General features: G+C 62.3%; 21 protein-coding genes, 1 tRNA gene, 1 other RNA gene, 1 pseudogene and 1 riboswitch. Of the genes and pseudogenes, 17 read left to right on the top strand and 7 right to left on the bottom strand.

What is annotated here, in order from left to right:
- Window positions 1-2: 2 nt before the first annotated feature.
- Window positions 3-328 (top strand): annotated as a pseudogene (locus Q0K23_RS01615) (radical SAM protein); the annotation flags it as partial.
- A gap of 5 nt (window positions 329-333) precedes the next feature.
- A complete protein-coding gene (locus Q0K23_RS01610) occupies window positions 334-639 on the top strand; it encodes a hypothetical protein (protein WP_294517044.1) in 306 nt (101 codons plus the stop codon).
- Between the two features lie 134 nt (window positions 640-773).
- On the opposite strand, the gene Q0K23_RS01605 is transcribed toward Q0K23_RS01610, so the two are convergent.
- Together Q0K23_RS01605 and Q0K23_RS01600 are read right to left on the bottom strand one after the other, a co-directional pair.
- Window positions 774-1,076, bottom strand: coding sequence for a transposase (locus Q0K23_RS01605; RefSeq protein WP_294517042.1), 303 nt, complete (start codon window positions 1,074-1,076; stop codon window positions 774-776).
- Window positions 1,077-1,508: 432 nt separating this feature from the next.
- Window positions 1,509-2,006, bottom strand: coding sequence for a DUF6329 domain-containing protein (locus Q0K23_RS01600; RefSeq protein ID WP_294517040.1), 498 nt, complete (start codon window positions 2,004-2,006; stop codon window positions 1,509-1,511).
- A 133-nt stretch (window positions 2,007-2,139) separates the two neighbouring features.
- Here Q0K23_RS01600 and Q0K23_RS01595 point away from each other — a divergent pair, with 133 nt between their 5' ends.
- Entirely contained in the window at window positions 2,140-2,583 is a 444-nt protein-coding gene (locus Q0K23_RS01595) for a hypothetical protein (RefSeq protein WP_294517038.1), read from the top strand.
- A 297-nt stretch (window positions 2,584-2,880) separates the two neighbouring features.
- Here the strand turns inward: Q0K23_RS01595 and Q0K23_RS01590 are convergent.
- Window positions 2,881-2,956: transfer RNA gene (locus tag Q0K23_RS01590), tRNA-Ala, on the bottom strand.
- A 200-nt stretch (window positions 2,957-3,156) separates the two neighbouring features.
- Between Q0K23_RS01590 and ffs the strand changes: the two genes are divergently transcribed.
- The 5 genes from ffs (at window position 3,157) to Q0K23_RS01565 (ending at window position 7,524) form a co-directional block, all read left to right on the top strand.
- An RNA gene (gene ffs / locus Q0K23_RS01585) (signal recognition particle sRNA large type) lies at window positions 3,157-3,421 on the top strand.
- A gap of 101 nt (window positions 3,422-3,522) precedes the next feature.
- On the top strand, window positions 3,523-5,328 hold the full coding sequence (dnaX, locus tag Q0K23_RS01580) for a DNA polymerase III subunit gamma/tau (protein WP_294517036.1): 1,806 nt from the start codon (window positions 3,523-3,525) through the stop codon (window positions 5,326-5,328).
- 40 nt (window positions 5,329-5,368) lie between these two features.
- Entirely contained in the window at window positions 5,369-5,716 is a 348-nt protein-coding gene (locus Q0K23_RS01575) for a YbaB/EbfC family nucleoid-associated protein (RefSeq protein WP_294517034.1), read from the top strand.
- Window positions 5,717-5,780: 64 nt separating this feature from the next.
- On the top strand, window positions 5,781-6,317 hold the full coding sequence (locus Q0K23_RS01570; RefSeq protein WP_294517032.1) for an aromatic acid exporter family protein: 537 nt from the start codon (window positions 5,781-5,783) through the stop codon (window positions 6,315-6,317).
- Between the two features lie 76 nt (window positions 6,318-6,393).
- Entirely contained in the window at window positions 6,394-7,524 is a 1,131-nt protein-coding gene (locus tag Q0K23_RS01565) for a DUF362 domain-containing protein (RefSeq protein WP_294517030.1), read from the top strand.
- Window positions 7,525-7,582: 58 nt separating this feature from the next.
- Here Q0K23_RS01565 and dinB read toward each other — a convergent pair whose 3' ends face one another.
- On the bottom strand, window positions 7,583-8,827 hold the full coding sequence (gene dinB / locus Q0K23_RS01560) for a DNA polymerase IV (protein ID WP_294517028.1): 1,245 nt from the start codon (window positions 8,825-8,827) through the stop codon (window positions 7,583-7,585).
- Between the two features lie 139 nt (window positions 8,828-8,966).
- Window positions 8,967-9,677 carry an ECF transporter S component gene (locus tag Q0K23_RS01555; RefSeq protein ID WP_294517025.1) on the bottom strand — a complete coding sequence of 237 codons (711 nt, stop codon included), beginning with the start codon at window positions 9,675-9,677 and terminating at the stop codon, window positions 8,967-8,969.
- A 95-nt stretch (window positions 9,678-9,772) separates the two neighbouring features.
- A riboswitch (FMN riboswitch) is annotated at window positions 9,773-9,916 on the bottom strand.
- 162 nt (window positions 9,917-10,078) lie between these two features.
- Between Q0K23_RS01555 and Q0K23_RS01550 the strand changes: the two genes are divergently transcribed.
- Window positions 10,079-10,582 (top strand): SLOG family protein, encoded by a 504-nt coding sequence (locus Q0K23_RS01550; RefSeq protein ID WP_294517023.1) that lies wholly within the window; start codon window positions 10,079-10,081, stop codon window positions 10,580-10,582.
- A 44-nt stretch (window positions 10,583-10,626) separates the two neighbouring features.
- On the opposite strand, the gene Q0K23_RS01545 is transcribed toward Q0K23_RS01550, so the two are convergent.
- Complete coding sequence (locus Q0K23_RS01545; protein WP_294517020.1) at window positions 10,627-11,565, bottom strand: alpha/beta hydrolase; 939 nt, start codon at window positions 11,563-11,565, stop codon at window positions 10,627-10,629.
- Between the two features lie 181 nt (window positions 11,566-11,746).
- Between Q0K23_RS01545 and pepT the strand changes: the two genes are divergently transcribed.
- Window positions 11,747-12,964, top strand: a complete 1,218-nt coding sequence (pepT, locus tag Q0K23_RS01540; protein ID WP_294517018.1) for a peptidase T — start codon at window positions 11,747-11,749, stop codon at window positions 12,962-12,964.
- A 70-nt stretch (window positions 12,965-13,034) separates the two neighbouring features.
- On the opposite strand, the gene Q0K23_RS01535 is transcribed toward pepT, so the two are convergent.
- The gene (locus Q0K23_RS01535; protein ID WP_294517015.1) at window positions 13,035-16,715 is read right to left on the bottom strand and encodes an S-layer homology domain-containing protein; all 3,681 of its coding nucleotides are present in this window, start codon (window positions 16,713-16,715) and stop codon (window positions 13,035-13,037) included.
- A 374-nt stretch (window positions 16,716-17,089) separates the two neighbouring features.
- Here Q0K23_RS01535 and Q0K23_RS01530 point away from each other — a divergent pair, with 374 nt between their 5' ends.
- From Q0K23_RS01530 to alaS, 7 genes are all read left to right on the top strand, one after another.
- Window positions 17,090-18,079, top strand: a complete 990-nt coding sequence (locus Q0K23_RS01530) for an ABC transporter ATP-binding protein (protein ID WP_294517013.1) — start codon at window positions 17,090-17,092, stop codon at window positions 18,077-18,079.
- A complete protein-coding gene (locus Q0K23_RS01525; RefSeq protein WP_294517011.1) occupies window positions 18,076-18,780 on the top strand; it encodes an ABC transporter permease in 705 nt (234 codons plus the stop codon). The genes Q0K23_RS01530 and Q0K23_RS01525 overlap by 4 nt, the downstream gene beginning before the upstream one ends.
- Before the next feature lie 13 nt (window positions 18,781-18,793).
- Window positions 18,794-19,255: a Gldg family protein gene (locus tag Q0K23_RS01520; protein ID WP_294517009.1), complete on the top strand. Its 462-nt coding sequence runs from the start codon at window positions 18,794-18,796 to the stop codon at window positions 19,253-19,255.
- Window positions 19,236-20,189, top strand: coding sequence for a Gldg family protein (locus Q0K23_RS01515; RefSeq protein WP_294517007.1), 954 nt, complete (start codon window positions 19,236-19,238; stop codon window positions 20,187-20,189). The genes Q0K23_RS01520 and Q0K23_RS01515 overlap by 20 nt, the downstream gene beginning before the upstream one ends.
- Window positions 20,189-21,280, top strand: a complete 1,092-nt coding sequence (locus Q0K23_RS01510) for a DUF4340 domain-containing protein (RefSeq protein ID WP_294517005.1) — start codon at window positions 20,189-20,191, stop codon at window positions 21,278-21,280. Before Q0K23_RS01515 ends, Q0K23_RS01510 begins: the two co-directional genes overlap by 1 nt.
- Before the next feature lie 416 nt (window positions 21,281-21,696).
- Complete coding sequence (locus Q0K23_RS01505) at window positions 21,697-22,356, top strand: class I SAM-dependent methyltransferase (RefSeq protein WP_294517003.1); 660 nt, start codon at window positions 21,697-21,699, stop codon at window positions 22,354-22,356.
- 51 nt (window positions 22,357-22,407) lie between these two features.
- Window positions 22,408-25,083, top strand: coding sequence for an alanine--tRNA ligase (gene alaS / locus Q0K23_RS01500; RefSeq protein WP_294517001.1), 2,676 nt, complete (start codon window positions 22,408-22,410; stop codon window positions 25,081-25,083).
- Window positions 25,084-25,231 lie beyond the last annotated feature (148 nt).

Below are 25,231 nucleotides of genomic sequence, written 5' to 3'. Positions count from 1 at the left end.
ACATCATCGACAGCGGTGCGCTGTTCGTCCGGTTTTCCGCTATATGCCTGTGGGGAACGCCGCTGCCACGGAGCGGCTTCCCACCCCAGAGCAGCGCGAGGAGGTATACCGCCGAATCCGGGAATTCCGTAAGACAAAGGCCATTTTCTCCATGGATTTTCAGAACGACGCGGAATATGTGGGGGCTGTGAGTACCGACTACCAGAGCCAGGAAAGTGTGAATCACCTCTGCGACAAGACGGTGCCCTATGCGGAAGCGTGGCGGAGTACCGCGGATTCTCTTTGGAATATCTGTGGCGGTTGTATTGCCTGCGGGAAGAAGGAGTAATTGAAATGGCCTCCTATCAGATATTTGCCGATGAGGTTCGTGGTGGAGGCGTCATTTCATGGGAAAATTTCAAGAAAATCAATCTCAGTCTGGGAGAAGACTACACTCATCCAAGAAATCTGGCAGCTGCTGGCTCTACGCACACCGGCCGTATCAAAACAAGTTTTACGGGAAGTACATTTCCGGCAGACATCTCCCTGTACCTGGTAACAACGAAGATATTTCCCTGTGAACTTATTGCAGTTCAGACGGTGATACACAAGAGGTTGTCCCATTGGGCAAATAAATGTATCCTGTTGCGGATCATATGAAAATCCATATTTACTTGGGTCATTGTGAAAACGGATGGAGGGAATATAACCGGTAATTCCCAATAGTTTCAAACCCCTGTGAACAGTGCCAGTGTCGTACCCCCTGCCCAAAGCAACTTTCTCCATAGACAGGTTCAACAGTTTTTGCTGCCGTTCCAGATGCCACAAAACCAACGATAGGCAATGTTCAACTGAATTTCTTGGACAAGTCGGCGTCCGGACTTAATGCCATAGAGGTATCCTACCAGCAGCATTTTGAACATACTGGCAGGATCAACAGATGGGCGGCCATTTGCAGGGTAATGCGGTGCTACAAGATCGTAGATAAAGTCAAATGAAACCATCTGATTGATTTTCCGAAGTAAGTGATCGGTTGGGATCAATTCTGCTATATCCAGAATTACCATACTCATTTGAACGCTCTGCCGTCCCATCATGCTCCATCCCTCCTTTGTTCCTATTTATACCATATGGGTGGAGTTTTTAGGGCTTTTGTCAGCGGGTCCAATCCTTGACACTACCCAAATTCATTAAATTCTGAGATAGGTGTATAAGTAGCCATTGTCATATCGAGTGACCGCATTTATGTGCAACCTGAATATTGAATTTCCGCACTTTTATCCACGCCAACGTCTTTCCAGACCGGACAAAAAGTTTACCGCGGATATGATATATGGCATACCCGCTGGAAAGGATGCTGTCCTCATTGCGAAGAGCAGAGATTCCAGAGTTCGCGAAGGGGTGGCTGGCAATCGCCGGAGAGAAGGCGGTCTTCTGAATCTGCACATCGAGGAGGGTATGCGCCACCAGCTTTACTCGTGGCAGATCGGTTTTGCGGGGTATCGGGAAAGATCTCCCAGTTCTAACGCCTACGTTTCTTCAGAGAAGGGGTTACTGCATCGGCGGATAAGACCGAGCTCGGTTTGCCGGACGCTGCCCTCTACCATGGCGTCCTCGCCCAGCTTCTCAAAATCCATATACCCGTCGATGGTATTGATTAGCTCATCATCAGCACCGATGCGCCGCAGGACGATTTGAACGTATTCATAGGTGCCCTCCGTGATACGCTCGTAATCGTCCAGATTCATAGCACAACGGAGAGAATCCTGCATAGTTCCAGGCTGCTCCGCCGAAAGAACCGACAGATATTTCAGCAGCTCGCCGTCTTCATGCTGCATTCCCTCAATGGCCAACGCCAACTCGTTTGCATCTTCCAAATATGCCCCTGTGGTGGGAGTATGCTCGTCCATGTAGGGCCAGGCCGCTTCGGGGAACCTGAGATCACCCTGCATCTGACCGGCAACAGCGACATAACGGCCAAGAGTCACATCTGAGTTGACTTTAGGGATGAGATCATAGTCCGACACCCTTCCAGATCACTCTGCGCCAGATGTCCTCATATGTGGTGAGGCTGCTCCTGACCGAAAAGCAGTTGGTTGGGAATGAGGCCGGAGCGGATGGCAAAATCCCGCTTGGCGCCCAGGGAGTTTCCCTATAGGAATGCACTTGGTTGAGCCCCTTACGGTCAAAGCGCCAGTCCCAGGTTACGAAGTGGACGCCGTACTCGGTCTGGTGTCCAGCCAGGACCGTTCCGTTGAATTCGGACAGCGTTCGGAAGTCACCGGTCGGCCCCTGAGCTTTCAGAGGGGGCGCCTGTTCTATCAGGGTCATATATTTCCGCACCACGCAGGCGAGATCCGTGGCCTTTTGGCAGGCTCGTTCCCGTTCCAGGGTATCTACATCTTTGTGAGCGTACCGGATGCTGGCACCGTCGCTGATTTTGCACAGGGGAAGAACCATCCATTCCACAGGGAGCAGACCGTCCCGCTCCGGCTGTGCCGTGGAGCCTTCTCGGCGAAGAGTGGTGCAAAGTTCTCGAAAAAATTGATTGCTGCCCATTTTGTTTCCCTCCTAAATTTTAGTGCCTTTTTTGAAATTACCTAAAAATGAAAAAGGACGCCAACTTATTGGCCCGTCACGACCAACAAATTGACGCCGCAAATTTTGTGTATTCTATCGGCAGAAAAATAGCGCCCTTTTTGAAAGTTGTTGCTTCAAAAAGGGCGCTGCATAGCTTCAGTCTTGCCAGCTGCTGAGAAAAGAGGGGTCAAATCCCACCAGTTAGGTGGAAACGGCGGTTGACATCTATAAAATCATCCGTAAAAATTCGGGCTGAAAAAGCCCGAAAACGGTTGATGCCACTGGCTTTGCGCCAGTGGCATCTATACCATTTTGAATTTATGGTGGACCTGAACGGGATCGAACCGTCGACCTTACGGATGCGAACCGTACGCTCTCCCAGCTGAGCTACAGGCCCATATGAATCGGACTGCCGCAAAGAGCTCTGGCAGACACGCATATTATTATAGCACTGATTTCGCAAAATGCAAGAAAATTTTTTTCATTCAAATCAAAAAACTTGGAACGTGGATATTGATAAATCGGGAAAAATGATGTATGATAAACCGGTATCAGCCTTCCGATGACTAGACGACCTCCGTCCGGCCTGAGGCAAGGCCGCACTAGTCGGGGAGATAGCGGTGCCCTGTACCCGCAATCCGCTACAGCGGGGATGAATCCCGGCCCCCGGATCTCTGCTGTGCCGTCTGCTCCTTATAAGCGGCGATGAGGAATCGGTCCCGCGCAACGGGGCCCCGCGAACCGTGTCAGGCGGGGAACCGAGCAGCACTAAACGGAATGCCCCGTGTGCCGCGGAATTCCCGTTTCCGAGCTGGCTGTAAGGGTTACGGGCATAGCACAGACTCCAAAGGCCGGTGTGCGGCCTTGCCTTGCGCCGGACGCGGAAGGCAGTGCGGAGAGCGAAGCGACTTGGCTCGCTCGCTCTCTTTTTTTATCCTGAAAAGCAGAAGGGGTGGGAGGAACATGTATCAGGCGCTCTACCGCAAGTGGCGGCCCAGGACCTTTGACGATGTGGTGGGCCAGAGCCATATTACCGACACCCTCAAGCGGCAGGTGGCCACCGGTCGCCTGTCCCACGCCTACCTCTTCACCGGCACCCGGGGCACCGGTAAGACCACCTGCGCCAAGATTCTGGCCCGGGCGGTCAACTGCGAGCACCCGGTGGACGGCAATCCCTGCAACCAGTGCCCCTCCTGTCTGGGCATTGAGAACGGCTCCATCCTGGACGTGCTGGAGCTGGACGCCGCCTCCAACAACGGCGTGGATCAGGTCCGCGCCCTGCGGGATGAGGCGGTATACACCCCCGCCGCAGTCCGCAAACGGGTGTACATCGTGGACGAGGTACACATGCTGTCCACCGCCGCCTTCAACGCCCTGCTGAAGATTCTGGAGGAGCCCCCGGAGCACCTGATGTTCATCCTGGCCACCACCGAGCTGCACAAGGTGCCGGCCACCATCAAGTCCCGGTGCCAGCAGTTCGCCTTCAAGCGGATTCTGACCGGGGACATCGCCCGGCGGCTGAGCTATGTGGCGGAGCAGGAGGGCATCGGCCTGACCGCCGAGGGCGCGGCCCTGCTGGCCCGGCTGGCAGACGGCGGCCTGCGGGACGCCCTGTCCCTGCTGGACCAGTGCGTCAACCCCTCGGGCACCATTGGCGAGGCGGAGGTGCTCTCCGCCCTGGGCCTGGCGGGCAACCTGGAGACGGCTGCTCTGATGGAGCAGATCGCCAAAAAGGAGACCGCCGGAGCCCTGGAGACCCTGGCCCGGCTGTACGGCGCAGGCAAGGACGTGGGCAGCCTGCTGAACGAGCTGTCCGCCCTGGCCCGGGACCTGCTGATCCGCAAGACCGCGCCCCAGAGCGGAGCCGCCCTGCTGACAGGGGGATATGACGAGACCACCCTCCGCCGTCTGGACCGGCTGTTCACCCCGGCCCGGCTGGCCCAGATCCTGACCCAGCTCCAGGCCACCAGCGCCGACCTGTCCCGCAGCGGCAACCGGCGGACCGACGCGGAGCTGTGCCTCATCCGGCTGTGCGACGAGACCCTGGACCCCAGCCCGGCCGGACTGAATGCCCGGCTGACCCGGCTGGAGGAGCGGCTGTCGGGGGAAGCCATCCCCGTACAGCAGGTCCAGAGCCCGCCGGCAAAGCAGACGACTGCCCCGGCGGCCCAGCAGCAGCCCAAACAGACGGCGCCTGCCCGGAGCGAGGACCGTCCTCCCTGGGAGGAGGAGCGCCCGCCTCTGCCGGAGGAGCCGGGAGAGCGGGTAAACCCGGTTGCCGAAGAGAAAGCCGCCAGACCGGCGGCCCAGCCTCAGCGGACGGCGGAGCCGGTCCGGCAGGCTCTGGCCCAACAGAGCGCTCCGGCCCGGCCCACTGCGGTCCAGACGGCCCCGGCGGCACAGAGCGCTCCGGGGGGAGAATTCTGGCCCGAGCTGGTCGCCTCCCTGAAGGGGCGCATCCCCATGGGGGAGTATACCTTCCTGTCCAACCCCGCCATGGTGCAGGGCCGGGCGGAGGGGAGCATGCTCACCCTGTACGCAGAGAGCGATTTCACCCGGTCCATGATCAACAAGCCGGGCATCCTCAGCGTGGTGGCCCAGGCGGCCTCCGCCCGGCTGGGGGGACAGATGCGGGTGACGGTGACGGTGGGCCAGGCGCCTCCGGTGAGCGCCGCTCCGGCAGCACCTGCGGCAGACCCTCCGGCCCACGACAAGCTGGACGACCTGCTGGCCTTTGGGCAGCAGTTTGACAATATCATCATCAAATAACAGTTTCCGCCCGGAGGGCGGGCTGAAAGGAGAATGAACCATGGCGAAAGGCTTTGGACGCGCCGGAATGGGCGGCATGGGCGGCGGCATCAACATGAATATGATCAAGCAGGCCCAGAAGATGCAGGAGAACATGCAGAAGATGCAGGCTGAGCTGGAGGCCAAGGAGTACAGCGCCCAGGCCGGCGGCGGCGTGGTCTCCGCCACGGTCACCGGCAAGCGGGAACTGGTGTCCCTGACCATCGACCCCGAGGCGGTGGACCCGGAGGACGTGGAGATGATCCAGGACATGATCGTGGCCGCCGTGAACGAGGCTATCCGCAGCGCGGAGACCGACATGGCCAACAATATGCGTCAGATTACCGGCGGACTGAACCTGCCGTTCTAAATCCGAGCCATACGGAGGAGACAGGGGCTTCCTGTCTCCTCCGCGCACTCTCAAGGAGGTCTTTGTGGAGAAAATCAATGTCCCCGGCGTAGGCATGCGCATGGTGAAAACCGCTGTGGCTGTGGTGCTGTGCTACTTTATTTTTCTGCCCTTCTGGCTGAGAATGCCGGTGGGGGAGTATGACCCGCTGAAAGACGTGGGACCATTTTACGCTTGTATTGCGGCCGTTATCTGTATGCAGAGCTCGGTGGCGCAGTCGGTGCGGCAGGGCGTGTCCCGGGTCATCGGCACCTGTATCGGCGGCCTGGTGGGCCTGGTCATTCTGTTTGTGGACGACCTGGTGGAGCAGCCTATTTTTCTGGGGCTCATGATCGGCATGGGCATTGTTCTCACCATGTGGATATGCAATCTGATCCGCCGCCCGAGCGCCTGCTCCATCGGCAGTGTGCTGGTGTGCGTGGTGATTCTCAACCACGGCGGCCCGGAGCGGTACTTCTATACCCTGTTCCGGGTGATGGAGACCATTGTGGGCATTGTGGTGGCGGTGGGAATCAACCATCTGCTGCCCGACAGGAGGAAGGACGCCGGGGAAACGGAGTAACAACACCGGATAGGGTCTGGTCCGGAGCGGGAACCGGGACCGCCTCATCCGGCGGCGATATAAAGGAGAGATTGTGATGGAAAAGGCAAAAGTATATTTTACCAGCATGCGCACCAAGCCCGGCCAGAACCAGCTGACCAAGCTGGAGAAGCTGATCCGCACCGCGGGCATTGGAGACATTGACTTTGAGAAGAAGCTGGTGGCCATCAAGATGCACTTCGGCGAGCCGGGCAACATGGCCTACCTGCGTCCCAACTGGGCCAAGGTGGTGGCCGACGTGGTGAAGGAGCTGGGCGGCATGCCCTTCCTCACCGACTGCAACACCCTCTACGTGGGCCAGCGGAAGAACGCCTACGACCATCTGAACGCCGCCTATACCAACGGCTTCAGCCCCTTCAGCACCGGCTGCCACATCATCATCGGCGACGGCGTGAAGGGTACCGACGACGTGGCCGTCCCCGTGGTGGGCGGCGAGTACGTGAAGGAGGCCAAGATCGGCCGTGCCATCATGGACGCGGATGTGTTCATCAGCCTGAGCCACTTCAAGGGCCATGGGGCCACCGGCTTCGGCGGCGCCCTGAAGAACATCGGCATGGGCTGCGGCAGCCGTGCGGGCAAGATGGAGCAGCACAATGCCGGCAAGCCGGTGGTGGACGAGAGCAAGTGCCGCAAGTGCCACGCCTGCGCCAGGAGCTGCGGCCAGGACGCCATCTTCTTTGACGGTACCGACGGCAAGGCCCGCATTGACCACGACCGCTGCGTGGGCTGCGGCCGCTGCCTGGGCGCCTGCAACTTCGACGCCATTGCCAACCTGGAGAATAACACCAACGCCATTCTGGACTGCAAGATGGCCGAGTACGCCAAGGCAGTGGTGGACGGCCGTCCCAGCTTCCACATCAGCCTGGTCATCGACGTGTCCCCCCTGTGCGACTGCTACGGCAGCAACGACGTGCCGGTGCTGCCCGACCTGGGCATGTTCGCCTCCTTTGACCCGGTGGCCCTGGACCAGGCCTGTGCCGACGCCTGCCTGCGGCAGGAGCCTCTGCCCGGCTCCGAGCTGGATGAGAAGATGCACGCCCCCGGCTTCTGCGACCACCACGACCACTTCAAGAACCTGGAGCCCGACTCCGAGTGGAAGGCCTGCCTGGAGCACGCCGAGAAGATCGACCTGGGCACCCGCTCCTATGAGCTGATCACCGTGAAGTAAAAACCCCTGAGACAAGACGCCCCGCCTGCCCAATATGGGCAGGCGGGGCGTTTTTCTGTCAGTCCACAGGGGGCACGTCGTCCTGGCGCTGGCTGCTGCCGGCCTCGCCCCGGACGGTGGAGGCGAAGGTGATGGCCCCGCCGCCGTACTTGTCCCGGATCTTGTCCATGGCCCGCTCCAGCCGCTCCAGCTTGTCACGGTGGGGGGCGGCATTGGCGGCGAACAGATCCAGCTGCTCCCCGGCGTCGGCCTCGTCCACCAGATTCTGGCCGGTGACGGTGAGGGCCCGGATGGGCTGCTTCAGGTTCCAGGAGGAGAGCAGCAGCTCCAGGGCGGCGTCGGCGATGTCCCGGGACACATAGGTGGGGGCGGGGAGCCGCTTCTGGCGGCAGATGTCCCGGAAACCGGGGTCCCGGATGGTGACCTGCACGGTGGTGCATTTGAGGCCGTGCCGCCGCAGCCGGGCGGCCACCTCGTCGGACAGGGCGGACAGGCCGGTGCGCACGTCCTCCAGCCCCAGCAGGTTGCGCCGGAAGGTGAGGCCGCTGCCCACCGACTTGGGGGGCGGCAGGTCCCGGGCGGGGATCACCGGCTCGTGCTCCGTCCCGGCGGCGTAGCTGTGGAGGGCGGCGCCCTGCCTGCCCAGAATGGCCACCAGGGCCTGGGGGTCGAACCGGGCCAGATCCCCGATGGTCTGGACGCCGTAGCTGCGGAGCACCTTGGCCGCCGCGCCGCCCACAAAGAGCAGGTCGGTCACCGGCAGGGGCCAGAGGAGCCGGCGGAAGTTCTCCCGGGTGATGACCGTGGTGGCGTCCGGCTTCTTGTAGTCGCTGCCCATCTTGGCAAAGACCTTGTTGAAGGACACCCCCACCGACACGGTCAGGCCGGTCTCCGCCTTCACCGTCTCCCGGATGCGGTCGGCAATGGCCTTTCCGTCCCCGCCCCACAGGTGCATGGAGCCGGTGATATCCAGCCAGCTCTCGTCGATGGAGAAGGGCTCCACCAGGTCGGTGAACCGGTCGTAGATGGCGTTGACCATGCGGGAGTACTTCCGGTATTGGTCCCGGTGGGCGGGGAGGAGCACCAGATCGGGGCACTTCTGCCTGGCCTGCCAGATGGTCTCGGCGGTCTTGACCCCCATGGCCTTGGCGGGCTCGTTCTTGGCCAGGATGATGCCATGGCGGGAGGTGGGGTCGCCGCACACGGCCACCGGCTTTCCGCTCTCCCGCAGCTCGGGCAGGGAGAGCAGCTCCACCGAGGCGTAGAAGCTGTTGAGGTCACAGTGGAGTATGGTCCGGTCCATGGCATTCACCCCTTTCGTACCGCCTTTCTCAAGAACAGTATAACCTCCGGGATGGAAAAAGTCAAACTTATGTTCTATATTCGGCCTATAAAAATGCCCCGCCCGGAGAGAGGATCGGGCGGGGCAGAGAGAAGCGGGCTCAGATCACGCCGGACAGAACCAGACCCAGCAGCACGGCAGTGGCCAGCAGGATAATGGCCACAATGGTAACACCAATGGTGTTGCGCTTGTGGGCCTCCTGGCTGGAGCTCTCATGTTCGGGGACCAGGCGGGCCTTCCGCAGGGCGGTGACAACGGGCTTGTAGATCAGCATGGTGAGGGCGCCGTTCATCAGGGCCTTGACCAGGTTGAAGGGGAGGAAGGCGGTGGGCAGCATGGCGACCACCACGTCCCGGGGGACATTCATGTACAGGGGGGTGATGAGGTAGTTCCACAGCAGCATGATGGCGGTCATCAGGATGCCGCCGATGACCAGACCCACCACGGCGGCGGAGAGCTTCTGACGGCGCTTGTAGATAAAGGCAGCGGGGCAGACAAAGGCGATGGTGGACAGCACGTTCATCAGCAGGCCGATGGGGCCGGTGTCACTGACGGTGACCATCTCGATGAGGGAGGTGACCACGGAGATGCACAGGGCGTTGAGGGGGCCGTACAGGAAGCCGCCGATGGCGATGATCACGTCCTTCATGTCGAAGGTGAGGAACCCGACCACGGTGAGGGGGGCAAAGATGGTCTTGGATACGAGCATGACCACATAGGCGATGGCGCAGAGCATACCGGTGCAGACGACAGTGCGCACATCCAGCCGCTTGGCGCTGGAATTGGGGAGGGAAGAGGACATAACGGACATAAAAAAACACTCCTGAAAGCAAAGTAACACCTGAAAAGCAATGCCTTTCAGGTGTTAAATACAATCAAGGAGGAGGTGTATCATCCATCGCATTAACACATCTTCTTCCATCCAGACTTCGCGCGTGGAGCGTTGTGCGCGTCACTGTCGGTCCCGGAGTTGCACCGGGTCAGCCGCAATTGCTGCGGGTCGCGGACTATACCGCCGATCGGGATTTTCACCCTGCCCTGAAGACATTTTCTGTTCAGTTGTTCTAAGGCTATTATAGCGTGTGTGAAACAGAATGCAAGCCTTTTTTGAAAAAAGTTTTCGCACTGGTGTTCGAATATGGCGTTGACTTGGGCCGCTGGATATACTAGAATGGACACGACGAAAATGAAGAAGCCAGTGAGGAGAGCGCCATGGAACGAGAGACCACCTGCTGTTTTACGGGCCACCGGCCCGACAAGCTGCCCTGGCGGGACGACGAGTGGGACCCCCGCTGCGTGGCGCTGAAGGAGCGGCTGGCAGCCGCCCTGGAGGACGCCTATAACAAGGGCATGCGCCACTTCATCTGCGGCATGGCCCGGGGGGCGGACTTCTATTTCTGCGAGGCGGTCCTGGCCCTGCGGGAGCGGCGGCCCGGGGTCACCGTGGAGGCCGCCCTGCCCTGCGAGGAGCAGGCCGCCCACTGGAAGGAGCGGGACCGGAACCGGTATTTCAGGCTGGTTGCCCAGTGCGACTATGAGACCATGGTCCAGCACCACTACGACAGGGGCTGCATGCTGCGGCGGGACCGGTACATGGTGGACCGGTCGTCCATGATCATTGCGGTATACGGCGGCGTGCTGGGCGGCACCATGTACACCCTGTCCTACGCCATGAAAAAGGGACTTGAAGTGAATATTCTGGACGTGGAGATATGACAAAGCGGAGCACCGGAGAGAATTCCGGTGCTCCGCTGCGTGTTTTACGCCTTCATGTGGTCCTCCAGCCAGGCGAGCACGTCCTGGTAGACCTGGTCCCGGTTGGTCTCGTTGAGCATCTCGTGGCGTCCGCCGGGGTAGAGCTTCATGGTCACGTCCCGGACGCCTGCGTCCTGGAAGAAGCCGTACACCTTCCGCACGCCCTCGCCCATGGCGCCCACCGGGTCCTGGTCGCCGGAGAAGAGGTAGATGGGGGTTTCCGGGTCCATCCGGGCCAGGTTGTTCTGGTCGGCGATGAACTGGAGGCCCTCCATCATGTCCCGGCTCATGCCGGCCGTGGGCAGGAAGGAGCACAGGGGGTCGGCCACGTAGGCGTCCACTACGTTGTTGTCTCGGGAGATCCAGTCCGCGCCGGTGCGGTTGGGGGCGAACTTCCGGTTGTACATCCCAATGGACAGGTCGTTGAAGAACTTGCAGGGCACGCGGTACCCCCGGATGGCGCCGAACATGGCCAGCACCGCCTTGCCGAAGGACACGGTGGCGGCGGACTCCTGGCCTGTGCCCGAGAGGATGCAGCCGTCCAGGGTGCCGGGCCAGCGGATCAGGTAGGTGCGGGCCACAAAGGAGCCCATGGAGTGGCCCATCAGGAAGTAGGGCAGGCCGCTGTACCGCTCGCCGGTGAGCACCCGCAGCAGGCGCACATCGTCGGTGATGTGGGCCCAGCCGTCCTTTTCCGCCAGGAAACCGTACTCCTCGGGACCGGTGGCGGTGCCGCCGTGGCCCAGGTGGTCGTTGCCCACCACCACAAAGCCGTGGTCGGCCAGAAAACGGGCAAAGCCGTCGTACCGCAGAATATATTCCGAAATACCGTGGACCAGCTGGACCACCGCCCTGGGGCCGCCGTTTTCCGGCGTCCACTCGGCGGCGTGGACCTGGTGGATGCCGTCGCTGGAGGGGTAGGTAAATTCACGCAGATTCGCCATGGAAAATCCACTCCTTTTGTGTTAAAATAAGAACAACCCTGTGTATCCCGCCGGAGGAACGGCGGGCGGGAGAGAAATGTGGTCCTGATACCAGTCTATCCTGAACGGGAACGTTCGTCAATATACAACCCCGGCGCTCTGTCCGGACGGGGCACCTGGATGCAGAAAGGAAGCCTGAAACATGAGTGCAGCAGAACGGTTTCTCCGCTACGTAGCCTATGATACCCAGTCTGATGAGAACAGTACCACCGTACCCTCCACGGAGAAACAGAAAATTCTGGGCGCGGCCCTGGCCGCCGAGCTGTCCCAGATGGGGCTCCAGAACGCCCATATGGACGATTACGGCTATGTGTACGCCTGGCTGCCCGCCAGCCCCGGCTGTGAGGGTGTGCCCTGCGTGGGCCTCATCGCCCACATGGACACCTCGCCCGACGCCTCCGGCGCCGGCGTGAAGCCCCGGATCGTGGCCTATGAGGGGGGCGACCTGGTCCTCAACGAGGAGAAGGGCATCGTCATGCGGGAGGCGGAGTTTGAGAGCCTGGCCCGCTACAGGGGACAGAACCTGATCGTCACCGACGGCACCACCCTGCTGGGCGCCGACGACAAGGCGGGCGTGGCGGAGATCTTTACCGCTGTGGAGTACCTGGCGGCCCACCCTGAGGTGCGGCACGGCCGCATCGCCGTGGGCATCACCCCCGACGAGGAGGTGGGCCATGGGGCCGACCACTTCGACGTGGAGGGCTTCGGCGCCGCCGTGGCCTACACCGTGGACGGCGGCGAGCTGGGCGAGATCGAGTATGAGAACTTCAACGCCGCCAACGCCGGGGTCTATATCCACGGCGTGAACATCCACCCCGGCTCGGCCAAGAACAAGATGAAGAATGCCCTGCTGATGGCCATCGAGTTCATGAACATGATGCCGCCCGCCGAGACCCCGGCCCACACCGAGGGCTACGAGGGCTTCTACCACCTCCACGCCATGAAGGGCGACGAGACCGAGTCCGAGCTCCACTTCATCATCCGGGACCATGACCGGGAGAAGTTCGAGGAGCGGAAGCAGTACCTGGGCCGTGTGGCCGCCTATCTCAACGGCAAGTACGGCGAGGGTACCGTGGAGCTCTATCTGAAGGACTCCTATTACAACATGAAGGAGCAGATCGAGCCCCATATGTACCTCATCCTCCGGGCCCGGGCGGCCATGGAGAAGGCGGGGGTCACGCCCCAGGTGGTGCCCATCCGGGGCGGCACCGACGGCGCCCGGCTGAGCTATATGGGCCTGCCCTGTCCCAACCTGTCCACCGGCGGCGTCAACTTCCACGGCGTCCACGAGTATATCCCCGTGGAGAGCCTGGAGAAGATGGTGGAGGTGCTCATCAACCTGGTGACGGTGGAGGAGTAAGAATACAACAGCGCAAAGATAAAGAGGCCGGACCCCACAGGGGTCCGGCCTCTTGCTTTTTGTCTGGGCATCAGCCCTTGAGGGAGCTGGTGTAGAGAATATCGCCGTTGGCGTCGTAAGCGGTGACCTGGATGATGGTGGCGCTGCGCAGGCCGGGCTCAGTGGGGGAGCCCACATAGCCGGTCAGGTCGGGATCGCCGGGATAGGTGTAATCCTTGACCACATAGCAGGTCTTGCCGTCCAGCTGGGCGATGTCGTTGCCGGCGGCGTCCTTGGTCAGCTCGCCCAGGCCGTCATAGGCGGCGTCCACGAACTGGTAGTTGTAGAGGGCAAGGCTGTCCAGGTCGGCGGCGTCCACGGTCTGGCTGGCGAAGAACTTCCAGGTGCCGCCCTCCGCGCCCTGGGCGGTGTAGAAGTGGGTGTACAGGCCGATGCGCACCTCATAGCTGGCCACCTTCTCGTCCTGAGAGGGAGTCACCACCAGCTTGCCGGTATCCTCCTCGATGGAGATGGCCAGGTTGTCGTCCTTCACGTCCACGTAGAGCTGGCCGCCGGTGACGGTGAAGCCGGCCTTGGCGGCGTCCTCAAACGCGGTCTTGTCGGTCTCGGACACAGCGGTGAAGTACTTGGCCACCAGGGTGCCCCGCACCGTGCCGGTGAGGGTGTTGTCGCCCTTGTACTCATAGGTGCGGGCAGCGGCGTTGGAGCCGTTGGCGGTCACGATGGAGGCGCGGGGGCAGCTCAGCTCGCCGGAGACGGTGCAGCCGTCCAGCACGATCTTGGTGTTGCAGGTCTCGGCGCCGTACTTGGGCAGCTGCCAGCCGATGAAGCAGGCGTTGTAGCCGTCGCCGGACAGGGAGGCGGCCATCTCACAGCCGGTCAGGGTGAGGGTAGAGTTGACCAGGGCCTCGTTCATCACAAAGGGAGCGTTGTTGCTGTCGATGCTGTGGGAGCCCTCGATGCGCACATTGGTGATCTTGATGTCAGCGGAGGTGCCCTCGGCGTTGTAGATCAGGGGCACCAGGTCGGCGGACCAGGGCTTGCTGTCCAGATTGGTGAGATCATAGGTCAGATTCCGGATCTCAGTGGTGCCGCGGACGGTGCGGAACACGCCGTACAGGGCGGTGCCGGCGCTGGAGGAGGAGATCTTGTGGCTGCCGCCGTCGAACACGATGTTCTGCACCAGCTCCACGCCGGAGTCCACGCTGTCCTTCAGGTCCAGGTCGTTGTTCAGAACGTAGTAGACCAGGTGCTGACTGTCGCTGCCGCTGACCAGCTTGCTCAGCTGAGCGGCAGTGGCGACCTGGTAGGGGGCCTCAGCGGTGCCGTAGCCGCCGGCAAAGAGCTGACTCCAGTAGTACTTGCCGCCGTTCTGGACACAGGCGTAGCCCTCGGGGGCGTTGACGGTGACGCCGCCGTTGTCGCTGTAGACCCCGGCGGTCTCGCCGAAGGTGGAGGTGGCGTCAAAGGTGAGCACGGTGGCGTGATCCGGCACGTTCATGTCGATGTTCACGCCGCCCCAGGCGTTGCCGGAGGTGTGCAGGCCGGTGGCGGTGACGGAGGAGCTGTTGACGGTCAGACCGGCGCCAACGCTGCCCTGAAGGGTGACGTTCTCCAGGGTCACGTCCGCCGCGCAGTAGGCCTGCAGGCCGTAGGCCTTGCTGCTGCTGTTCAGAGTCAGGTTCTTGACGGTGACGTCGTCGGACTCGATGCCCAGCAGGTGCTTGTCGCTGTTGGTGGAGCCGGTCCAGCCCTCGGCGGCGGTGATGGTCATGCCGTTGCCGTCAATGGTGACGGGGCGGGAGACGGTGATCTTGCCGGAGGCCTCAAAGGAGGCGCCCAGCTTGATGGTGCTCATACCGCTGGCCAGCATGGCCTTCAGCTCGGCCTCGGTGTTGGCGGTGACCTCCAGGGCCAGGGTCAGGGTGACGGAGGTGTCGTAATTGCCCTTGATGGTCAGCGCGCCGACGGCGCCCTTGCTCTGGAAGTCGCTCACAATGGCGGAGACCAAGGTGTTGCCCTCGCTGTCCTGCCAGTTGGAGCCCTTGAGGGTGCCCTGGGCGTTCCAGGTGTAGGCGGTGCCGTTGTAGACGATGCCGGTGACGGAGGCGCCGTTATCCCGGCGGTACAGGGCGCCCAGGCAGCGGGCAGCGTCGTTCATGGCCACGGTGCCGTCGCCGAACTGGGTCATGGAGAAGATGCCGCTGATGACGGCGGCGTCGCCGTCCAGCTTCACGGAGTAGACGTCGGCGTAAGTATAGCCGTCCTCATACTTGTACTGATAGGCGTTCTGGACGGCGTTCTTCAGGGCCTCCTTGGCCTGAGCGGCGTAGTCCACAGTGCCGCCGGTGGAGCCGCCGCCGGTAGAGCCGCCCGTAGAACCGCCGGTGGAGGGCTTGGTGGTGACGGCGGTGTCGCCGGCCTCCACGGAGCCGTTGCCGGTGGTGACGGACTCGGCGCTGTTGTTCTCCACCTTGGTGCCGGTGGTGGTGACGGTGGTGCCGGTGGCGCCGTTCTGGGCCTCCACATTGCTGACGGTACCGGCGCCCTCCACGGTGGTGTTGGAGCCGGAGGTGATGACGGAGTCGATCTTGGCGCCGCTCTCGGTCTTGATGGCGGTGCCGTCGGCGCTCTCGTCCACGGTCACGGACTCCACCTTGCCGGCCACGGTCAGGGTGGCGTTCTCGGCGGCGGTGGTCACGGTGCTGACGGCGGCGTCCTTGTTCACGGTGACGGTGGCGTCCACGGCGGTCTCGGTGATGCTGACGGTGTCCACCTGGCCGGAGATCTCCACGGCGGCGCCGGCGCCCTCCACGCTGACCGTACCCAGGTCGCCCTCCAGCTTCACGGAGTCGGTGCCCTGGTCCACGATCACCACGGATACTTGGGCGTCGTCCTCCACGGCCACGCGGACCTTGCCCTCCTGGCGGGAGACAATGATCTGGCCGATCTTGGAGTCGCCCTTGATGACGATGGAGTTGGCGCCGCCGCCACGGACCAGCAGGCGGCCGTCCACGGTGACGTTGTTCAGCTCCACGTGGCCCTGGCCCACGCCCTCGGCCACGATCAGGTCGCCGGTGATGTGCATGTCCTTCAGGGTCACGGCGTCGGCGCTGATGACGGCGGAGCCGTCCACATCGCCGGTGTACTCACCGGAGGCGTTGTAGTTGGCGTTGAAGATATTGTCCAGAATGGTGACGACCTCAGCCCGGGTGATGGTGTCGGCGGGGCGGAACAGGCCGTTGCTGCCCTGCATGTAGCCGGCGGCGGCCATGGCGTTGACGGCGCCCACGGCCCAGTCGGGGATGGAGGCCTGGTCCTGGAAGCCGGCGTCGGGGGCGGACTGGGTGTCCAGGTTCAGCACGCGGGCGAACATGACGGCAGTCTCCTGCCGGGTGATGGACGCGCCGGGCTGGACAGTGCCGTCGCCCATGCCCATGATGATGCCGGCGGCGTTGGCGCCCAGGATGGCGTCGGTGTACCAGCTCTGATCCAGGTCGGTGAAGGTGTTCTGAGCCTTGAGCTGGTAGGCCATGACCCGGTCCAGCATCACGGCCATCTCACCGCGGGTGATGCCGCTGTCGGGCATGAGGTTGCCGTTCTGGTCGCCCTTGATAACGCCGTAGTTCTGCCAGGTGTTCAGGGCATCCTGGGCCCAGTGGCCCGCGGTATCGCCGGCGGCAAAGGCGGGAGCGGCCTGAGCCAGCACCAGGGTGCCGGCCAGAAGGGAAGTTGCGAGTTTCTTCTTCAAGTGTAGACAACTCCTTTTTAAAAATGTAGATATTGGCGGGATATGCGGGATATACCGGAAAGCATGGTGTTTCTCTGAAATTCCGTCATCTGGAAAGCTGCTACAGATTATAGCAGGAGAAGGTTACAAGGTCAAGAGGAAAAAACGATATTTATTACTATTTTATTACTATTGCAATAAAAACCGTGTTTCCGTTTGGTATAGCTGTAAAATCCATGAACTGGAAAGGTGTCAAAAAGGTTGCGAGGAGGCGTGGAGCAAGTCTTAACAAAAAGTTCATGGGTATTTCAGTCTGGTTTCAGCTTGGGCTGATATGCTCTGCTCTGCATGAGTACCGTCCCTGTCCGGGACGGCAGAGCAAAGGAGGATATGGCATGATAGAAGTACGCGACCTGGTGAAGCGCTACGGCCGTCACACGGCGGTGGACCACCTCAGCTTCACCGTGGAACAGGGGCAGGTGTACGGGTTCCTGGGTCCCAACGGCGCGGGTAAGTCCACCACCATGAATATCATGACCGGCTATCTGGGCCCCACCGAGGGCGAGGTGCTGGTGGACGGGCACAGCATGACCGATGAGCCGGAAAAGGCCCGGCGTCACATCGGCTATCTGCCCGAGCAGCCGCCCCTGTATGTGGATATGACGGTGACCGAGTACCTGCTCTTTGCCGCCGAGCTGAAAAAAGTCCCCGCCAGAGGCCGGAGCGGCGAGGTAAAGCGGGTCATGGAGCGCACCATGCTCACCGATGTGGCGGGCCGCCTCATCCGCAACCTGTCCAAGGGCTACAAGCAGCGGGTGGGCATCGCCCAGGCTCTGCTGGGCAACCCGGAGATCGTGATCCTGGATGAGCCCACCGTGGGCCTGGACCCCAAGCAGATCATTGAGATCCGGACCCTGATCCGGGACCTGGCCAGGGAGCACACCGTGATCCTCAGCTCCCACATTCTGGCCGAGGTCCAGGCGGTGTGCGACCGGATCCTCATCATCCACCATGGGAAGATGGTGGCCTCGGGCACACCGGAGGAGCTGGAGCGCCAGCTGGCCGGCACCACTGCCCTGGAGGTCACCCTGAAGGCGGACGAGGCCGCGGGCAGGAACCTGCTGCGGGGCGTGTCCGGAGCGGGGGCGGTGTCCTATCGGCCCGGCGCGGCGGAAGGGGAGAGCACCTTCCGGGTGGAGAGCCGCAAGGGAGACCTGCGGGAGAAGATCTTCCAGGCCTGTGCGGCGGAGGGCGTGGCCCTGCTGGGGCTGCGCAGCGCCGGTATGACCCTGGAGGATGTGTTCCTCAAGCTCACCGCCGACGACGGCGTCCCTGCGGAGCCGTCCGCAGCCCGCGGGGAAAAAGAGGAGGATGAGGCGGAATGAAGGCTGTGTACAAACGGGAGCTGCGCTCCTATTTCACCAGCATGACGGGCTATCTCTTTATCGCCGTGGTGGTGTTCTTCATCGGCATCTACTTTATGGCCAACAACCTGTACTACGGCGCCCCCGGCTTTGCCACCACCCTGCTCAACGTGATGGTGGTGCTGCTGGTGGCGGTGCCCGTGCTCACCATGCGCTCCATGGCCGAGGAGCGGCGCAGCCGCACCGACCAGCTGCTGCTCACCGCGCCGGTGTCCGTGACCGGGGTGGTGATGGGCAAGTACCTGGCCATGGTGACCATCCTGGCCATCCCCATGGCCCTCTCCTGCATCTGCCCCCTCATCATCGCCGCCAACGGCACGTCCCAGCTCCTGTCGGACTACGCCTCCATCTTCGCCTTTTTCCTGATGGGGTGCGTGTTCGTGGCGGTGGGCATGTTCATCTCCTCCCTCACCGAGAGCCAGATCATCGCCGCCGTGGGCACCTTCGCCGCCCTGCTGACCCTGTACCTGTGGGACAGCCTGATGCAGTTCCTGCCCGACGCCCTGTCCAATGTGCTGGGGCTGTTCTCCTTCAGCTCCGTGCTGAACAACTTCGCCTATTATAATGTGTTCGACGTGCGGGGCGTGGTGCTCTACCTGACATTGGCCGGGCTCTTTGTCTTTCTGACCGTGCAGGCGCTCCAGAAGCGCCGCTGGAACTGAGGGGGTGACCGCTTTGAAGAAGAACCATCACAAGCTCCGCCAGGGCGGTTACCTGGCGGCTACCACCGCCATCGTGGTGGCCATCGTGATTTTCATCAACCTGATCGTGGGCCAGCTGCCCACCCATCTGCTGGAGTTCGACCTGTCGGACAAACAGCTCTACACCGTCAGTGACACCTCCAAGGAGTTCCTGGCTGGGCTGGACAAGGACGTGGAGATCGTGGTCCTGGCCGAGGAGAGCAGCGTGGATGAGCGCATCTCCAAGTTCCTGGACAACTACGCCGCCCTCTCCGGCCGCATCACCGTCACGGAGGTGGACCCGGTGGCCCACCCCTCCGCCGCCGAGAGCTACAACGCGGCGGTCAACTCCCTGGTGGTCCGCTGCGAGGAGACGGGCAAGGCCAAGGCCATCTCCTTTGACGACATCATCGTCTATGACCAGATGTACTACTTATATGTACGGCCAGAAATATGAGACCGAGTTTGATGCCGAGGGCCAGCTGACCTCCGCCGTGGACTATGTGACCGGCGACAACGACACGGTGATCTACACCATGGAGAACCACGGCGAGACCGCCCTGTCCACCCAGGTCACCGACGCCATCGAGAAGGCCAACCTGACCCTGGACAGCACCAGCCTGCTCCTCACCGGCGCCGTGCCCGAGGACTGCAGCCTGCTCATCAGTTACGGCGCCTCTAAGGACCTGACCGACGACGAGCTGTCCATGATCGAGACCTATCTGGACGGCGGCGGACAGGTGATGTTTGTCCTGGCCCAGACCGAGGAAAAATTGCCCAACTGGGAGGCCCTCATGGCGGAGTACGGCCTGACCCTGGCCGACGGCTACGTGGCCGACACCGCCCGGTACTATCCCCAGCTGGGCAGCGCCTACGCCATCGCGCCGGTGCTCTCCTCCTCCAGCTCCATCACCAGCGGTTTCTCTGACGACGACCTGACCCTGATGCTCAACGTCCGGGGCATGACCGAGCTGGAGACCCTGCCCGACAACGTGACCGTCACCCCCTTCCTGGAGACCTCCTCCTCCGGCGTGGCCGTCACAGAGGACGGCACCCAGACCCAGGGTACCTATCTCCTGGGCGCGGTGAGCGAGAAGACCGACGGGGACGGGAACGCCGCCGGGCGGCTCACCGTCATCTCCTCGGCCTCCCTGGTGGACGAGAGCATCCTGAACACCATCCCCAACGGCGTCAACCTGGACGTGTTCATGAACGCAGTCACCGACGGCTTTGAGGACATCGACAACATCTCCATTGAGCCCAAGAGGCTGGAGACCACCTATAATACCATCCAGAACGCCGGCAGCTGGAGCCTGCTCTTCATCGCCGTCATCCCGGTGATCACCCTGATCGTGGGCCTGGTGTACTGGCTGCGCAGGAGGAAACTGTAATGAACAAGGCGACCAAGCTGATGTATGTGCTGGTGGGCGTGCTGGTGGTGTGCATGGCGGCCTATCTGGGCCTGCGCTGGTGGAACGACACCGCCGAGGACCGGGAGGTGGACGACAGCACCTATCTGGCCCAGCTGGAGGACATCACCGCCCTCACCTGGCAGCGGTCGGGGGAGACCCTGTCCTTTGAGAAGGATGAGGACGGCCAGTGGCACGACGCCTCCGACGCCGACTTCCCCCTGGACCAGAGCTACCTGACCGCCGTGGAGACCACCCTCTCCCAGCTGGCGGCCGTGAAGGTCATCCCGGACCCGGAGGAGGATTCCTCCTACGGGCTGGACGCCCCCGACCTGACCCTCACCGCCGCCACCGCTGACGGGGAGAGCGTGGAGCTCACCGTGGGCAGCGAGGTGGACGGCAACTACTACGCCCGTCCCGCCGGAGACACCCAGGTGTACACCATCGCCGCCGCGCTGATGAACCAGACCGAGTACGGCCTGATGGAGATGATCGATCTGGACACCATCCCCACGGTCACCGAGTCCAGCGTGGAGTCGGTGGAGATCACCTCCGGCGGCGTCACCACCCTGTTTACCAAGGAGACCGTCACCGATACCGATGAGGAGGGCAACGAGACCACCTCCTATGTCTGGAGCCGGGACGGGGAAGCGCTGTACAGTGAGGACAGCAATCTGGAGGACGGCGTGGACGCCCTGGCCGGGCTGTCCTTCACCTCCTGCGCCTACTGGAAGCCCAGCGAGGACACCCTGACCGCCTGCGGCCTGGACGACACCGCCGCCAGGATCACCATAACCTATGAGGGCGGGAGCGTCACCCTGCTGCTGGGCGGCACTGACGAGAACGGCTACTACTACGCCCAGCTGGAGGGCTCCCAGCAGGTGAACCTGATGTACGCCGCCACGCCGGACAGCCTGCTGGGGCTGCTGACCGCCCAGACCCAGGCGGAGGCCGACGCCGCCGCCCAGGCGGGAGCGGCCGAGTCTGAGACGGCGGAGGATACCTCCGGCGAGACGGAGTCTGCGGCTGAGACGACCGACAGCCCTGCGGAGACAGACGGCGGCGCGGAGTGATTTCTATATGATCCCACAGGCGGACGCGATGGTTATCCACTGCGTCCGCCTTTTTGTGGATAATTTCTCCGGGCAGGAGGAAAAAATCCTGGAAAACCGGGGCGAAAAGCGGCGGAAGAGGGCGGCGGGGGTGTTGACAAACGGACAGTTTGTGATACAATATCTAAGCTAAAAGCCATGACGAAGCCAAGCGGGCCACGCCGCGACGAGCGAGAGGGGACGGTGAGAGCCCTCCGCGACACGGACCCGCGCGCCACTTCACCAGCCGCCCGCGACGAGCGGGACGCCTCATCCCCGTTACCGGATGACATGAGATGCTCCGTTTTGGGGCAGATCAGGGTGGTACCGTGGAGTGAATTTGCTCCGCCCCTGACGTGGGGCGGGGCTTTTTTTATGACCGAACAGGGGGTGTATGAATGCTTGACAGCCAGGGATTTGATCTGTGGGCGGACGACTATGACAGGGATGTGGGACTGTCCGACGAATCCGACCGATATCCCTTTGCTGGATATCGGGAGATACTGAACGATATTTACAACCGCATCCTCTCCCGTCGGGGTGACGAGGCCCCCAGAGTGCTGGACCTGGGGTACGGTACAGGGACACTGACTACGCGGCTTTATGGCCGGGGCTGCCGAATCTGGGGACAGGACTTTTCCCCGCACATGATTGCTCAGGCACGGGAAAAGATGCCGGAGGCGGAACTGTATCAGGGCGATCTGAGCAAGGGCCTGGTTGACGCGCTGTCAGCACAGAAATACGACGCGATCGTTGCCACCTACTCCCTACACCATCTGACCGACGGCCAGAAAGCCAATTTCCTGAGAGAACTGCTCCCCCTGCTCAACCCGGGCGGGAGTATCTATATCGGCGATGTGGCCTTTGCCACACAGGAGGAACTGGAGCGGTGCAGGGAGAAGGCCGGAACCGACTGGGACGACGACGAGATCTATTTCGTGGTGGACCGGTTGAAAGAGCAGTTTCCATGGCTCACCTTTACCCGCCATTCCGACTGCGCCGGTCTGATCGAGTTGACACAGATAGATGGCTCGGCGGCCCCACCGCCGCAGAATTGAAAAAATCAGAATTGAAAATAATCAGCAATTCAAATGTGGAGGTAGATTCCCATGAAAAACCCCAAGGCTTACGGCCTTAACGAGCTGCGCGAGATGTTCCTGAAGTTCTTTGAGACAAAGGGCCATCTGCGCCTGCCCAGCTTCTCCCTCATCCCCCAGAACGATGCCAGCCTGCTGCTCATCAACTCCGGCATGGCGCCCATGAAGCCCTTCTTCACCGGCGAGCAGGAGCCCCCCCGCCACCGTGTGACCACCTGCCAGAAGTGCATCCGTACCGGCGACATTGAGAACATCGGCCACACCGCCCGCCACGGCACCTACTTCGAGATGCTGGGCAACTTCTCCTTCGGCGACTACTTCAAAAAGGAGGCCATTCACTGGGCCTGGGAATTCCTGACCAGCCCCGAGTGGGTGGGCCTGGACCCCCAGCGGCTCTATCCCTCCGTGTTCGCCGGCAACGAGACCACCCCCGCCGACGATGAGGCCTTCCGCATCTGGAATGAGGAGATCGGCATCCCCGCCGACCGGATCTTCAAGTTCGGCAAGGAGGACAACTTCTGGGAGCACGGCTCCGGCCCCTGCGGCCCCTGCTCCGAGATCTACTATGACCGCGGTCCCCAGTGGGGCTGTGGCAAGCCCGGCTGCACCGTGGGCTGCGACTGCGACCGGTATATCGAGGTCTGGAACATCGTGTTCTCCCAGTTCAACAACGACGGCGAGGGCCACTATACCGAGCTCAAGCAGAAGAACATCGACACCGGCATGGGCCTGGAGCGTCTGGCCTGCGTGTGCCAGGACGTGGCGTCCCTCTTCGACGTGGACACCGTCATGAACATCACCAACAAAGTCTCCGAGATCACCCACGCCCACTACGGCGAGAGCCAGGCCAAGGACGTGTCCCTGCGCGTCATCACCGACCACATCCGCTCCGCCACCTTCATGATCTGCGACGGCGTGCTGCCCTCCAACGAGGGCCGTGGCTACGTGCTGCGCCGCCTGCTCCGCCGGGCCGCCCGCCACGGCAAGCTGCTGGGCGTCAACGACCCCTTCCTCTATGAGGTGTGCGACACCGTCATCCACGAGAACGAGGGCCACTACCCCGAGCTGCGGGAGCGCCAGGACTATATCACCAAGGTCATCCGTACCGAGGAGGAGAACTTCGCCCGCACCATCGACGGCGGCATGAAGATCTTCAACGACCTGCTCTCCGGCCACAAGGCCAAGGGCGAGACCGTGTTCTCCGGCGCCGACGCCTTCAAGCTGTACGACACCTACGGCTTCCCCATCGACCTGACCATTGAGATGGTCCAGGAGCAGGGCATGACCGTGGACCAGGAGGGCTTCAAGGCCCTCATGGAGGAGCAGAAGGTCCGTGCCCGCAAGGCCCGCGAGGCCCTGGGCGACCTGGGCTGGGCCGGCGTGGAGTTCGGCAAGGACGTGCCCGAGACCCAGTTCGTGGGCTACGATCACACCGCCATCGACGACGCCAAGGTGGTGGCCCTGGTGGTGGAGAATGAGCAGGCCGAGGAGGTCATGCCCGGCGTGGAGGCCATCGTGGTGCTGGACAAGACCCCCTTCTACGCTGAGATGGGCGGCCAGGTGGCCGACCACGGCGTCATCACCGCCGGCTCCGCTGTCTTTACCGTCACCGACGTGCAGAAGAACAAGGGCGGCAAGTATATGCACTACGGCAAGCTGTCCGGCGGCGTCATCAAGCTGGGCGACACCGTGTCCGCCTCCATTGACGTGAAGCGGCGCAAGGCCGTCATGCGGGCCCACACCGCCACCCACCTGCTGGACAAGGCCCTGCGCACCGTGCTGGGCGACCACGTGCAGCAGGCCGGCTCCCTGGTGGAGGAGGACCGGCTCCGCTTTGACTTCACCCACTTCTCCGCCATGACCGCCGAGGAGCTGGGCAAGGTGTCCGCCCTGGTCAATGAGGCCGTGCTGGAGGGCTACAACGTCCACACCGACGTACTGCCCATCGAGGAGGCCAAGAAGAAGGGCGCCATCGCCCTCTTCGGCGAGAAGTACGGCGACACCGTCCGCGTGGTGGACATGGGCGAGGGCTACTCCGTGGAGTTCTGCGGCGGCACCCACCTGGACAACACCGCCAAGGTGGGCGTGTTCCACATTGAGAGCGAGTTCTCCGTGGCCTCCGGCGTGCGCCGCATCGAGGCCACCACCGGCGCCCAGTCCCTGAAGATCATGAACCAGAACCAGGAGAAGCTGTTCGAGGCCGCCGCGGTCCTCAAGACCAAGCCCAGCGAGCTGCGGGAGAAGGCCGAGCAGACCATCGCCGAGCTGCGTGAGCTGCGCCACATGGTGGAGAAGTTCAAGGCCAAGGAGGCCGCCGGCGAGACCGACCGGTTCCTCATGGGCGGCCACGCCGTGGGCGACCTGAAGGTGCTCACCGCCACCCTGCCCAACGCCGACGCGGCCAAGCTGCGCCAGATGGGCGACATGCTCCGGGACAAGCAGCCCAACGTGGTGGCGGTGCTCTCCACCGTCAACGACGGCAAGATCACCTTCCTGGCCGTGTGCGGCAAGGAGGCCGTGAGCAAGGGCGTCAAGGCCGGCGACCTGATCAAGCAGGTGTGCTGCTGCTGCGGCGGCAAGGGCGGCGGCAAGCCGGACAGCGCCATGGGCGGCGGCTCCGACGTGCTGAAGCTGGACGACGCGCTGGCCAAAGTGGACGATTTCGTGGCGGAGAAGCTGGGGCAGTAATCTGACCAGCCAATTGTGCGCGGCGTCGTCCAGCTCCGCCGCAGGTGCGGCGTCTCAAGCGTTTTGACCTGGCGCAGCCGGGACAAAACCTTGATGCCGGGCGGATTCATTCCGCCCGAGCAGATAAAAAGGACGGGGTCCCCGCGCG

Source organism: uncultured Pseudoflavonifractor sp. (genome assembly GCF_944387275.1).
GTDB lineage: Bacteria > Bacillota > Clostridia > Oscillospirales > Oscillospiraceae > Pseudoflavonifractor > Pseudoflavonifractor intestinihominis.
This window is presented reverse-complemented; position numbering and strand designations above follow the sequence as displayed.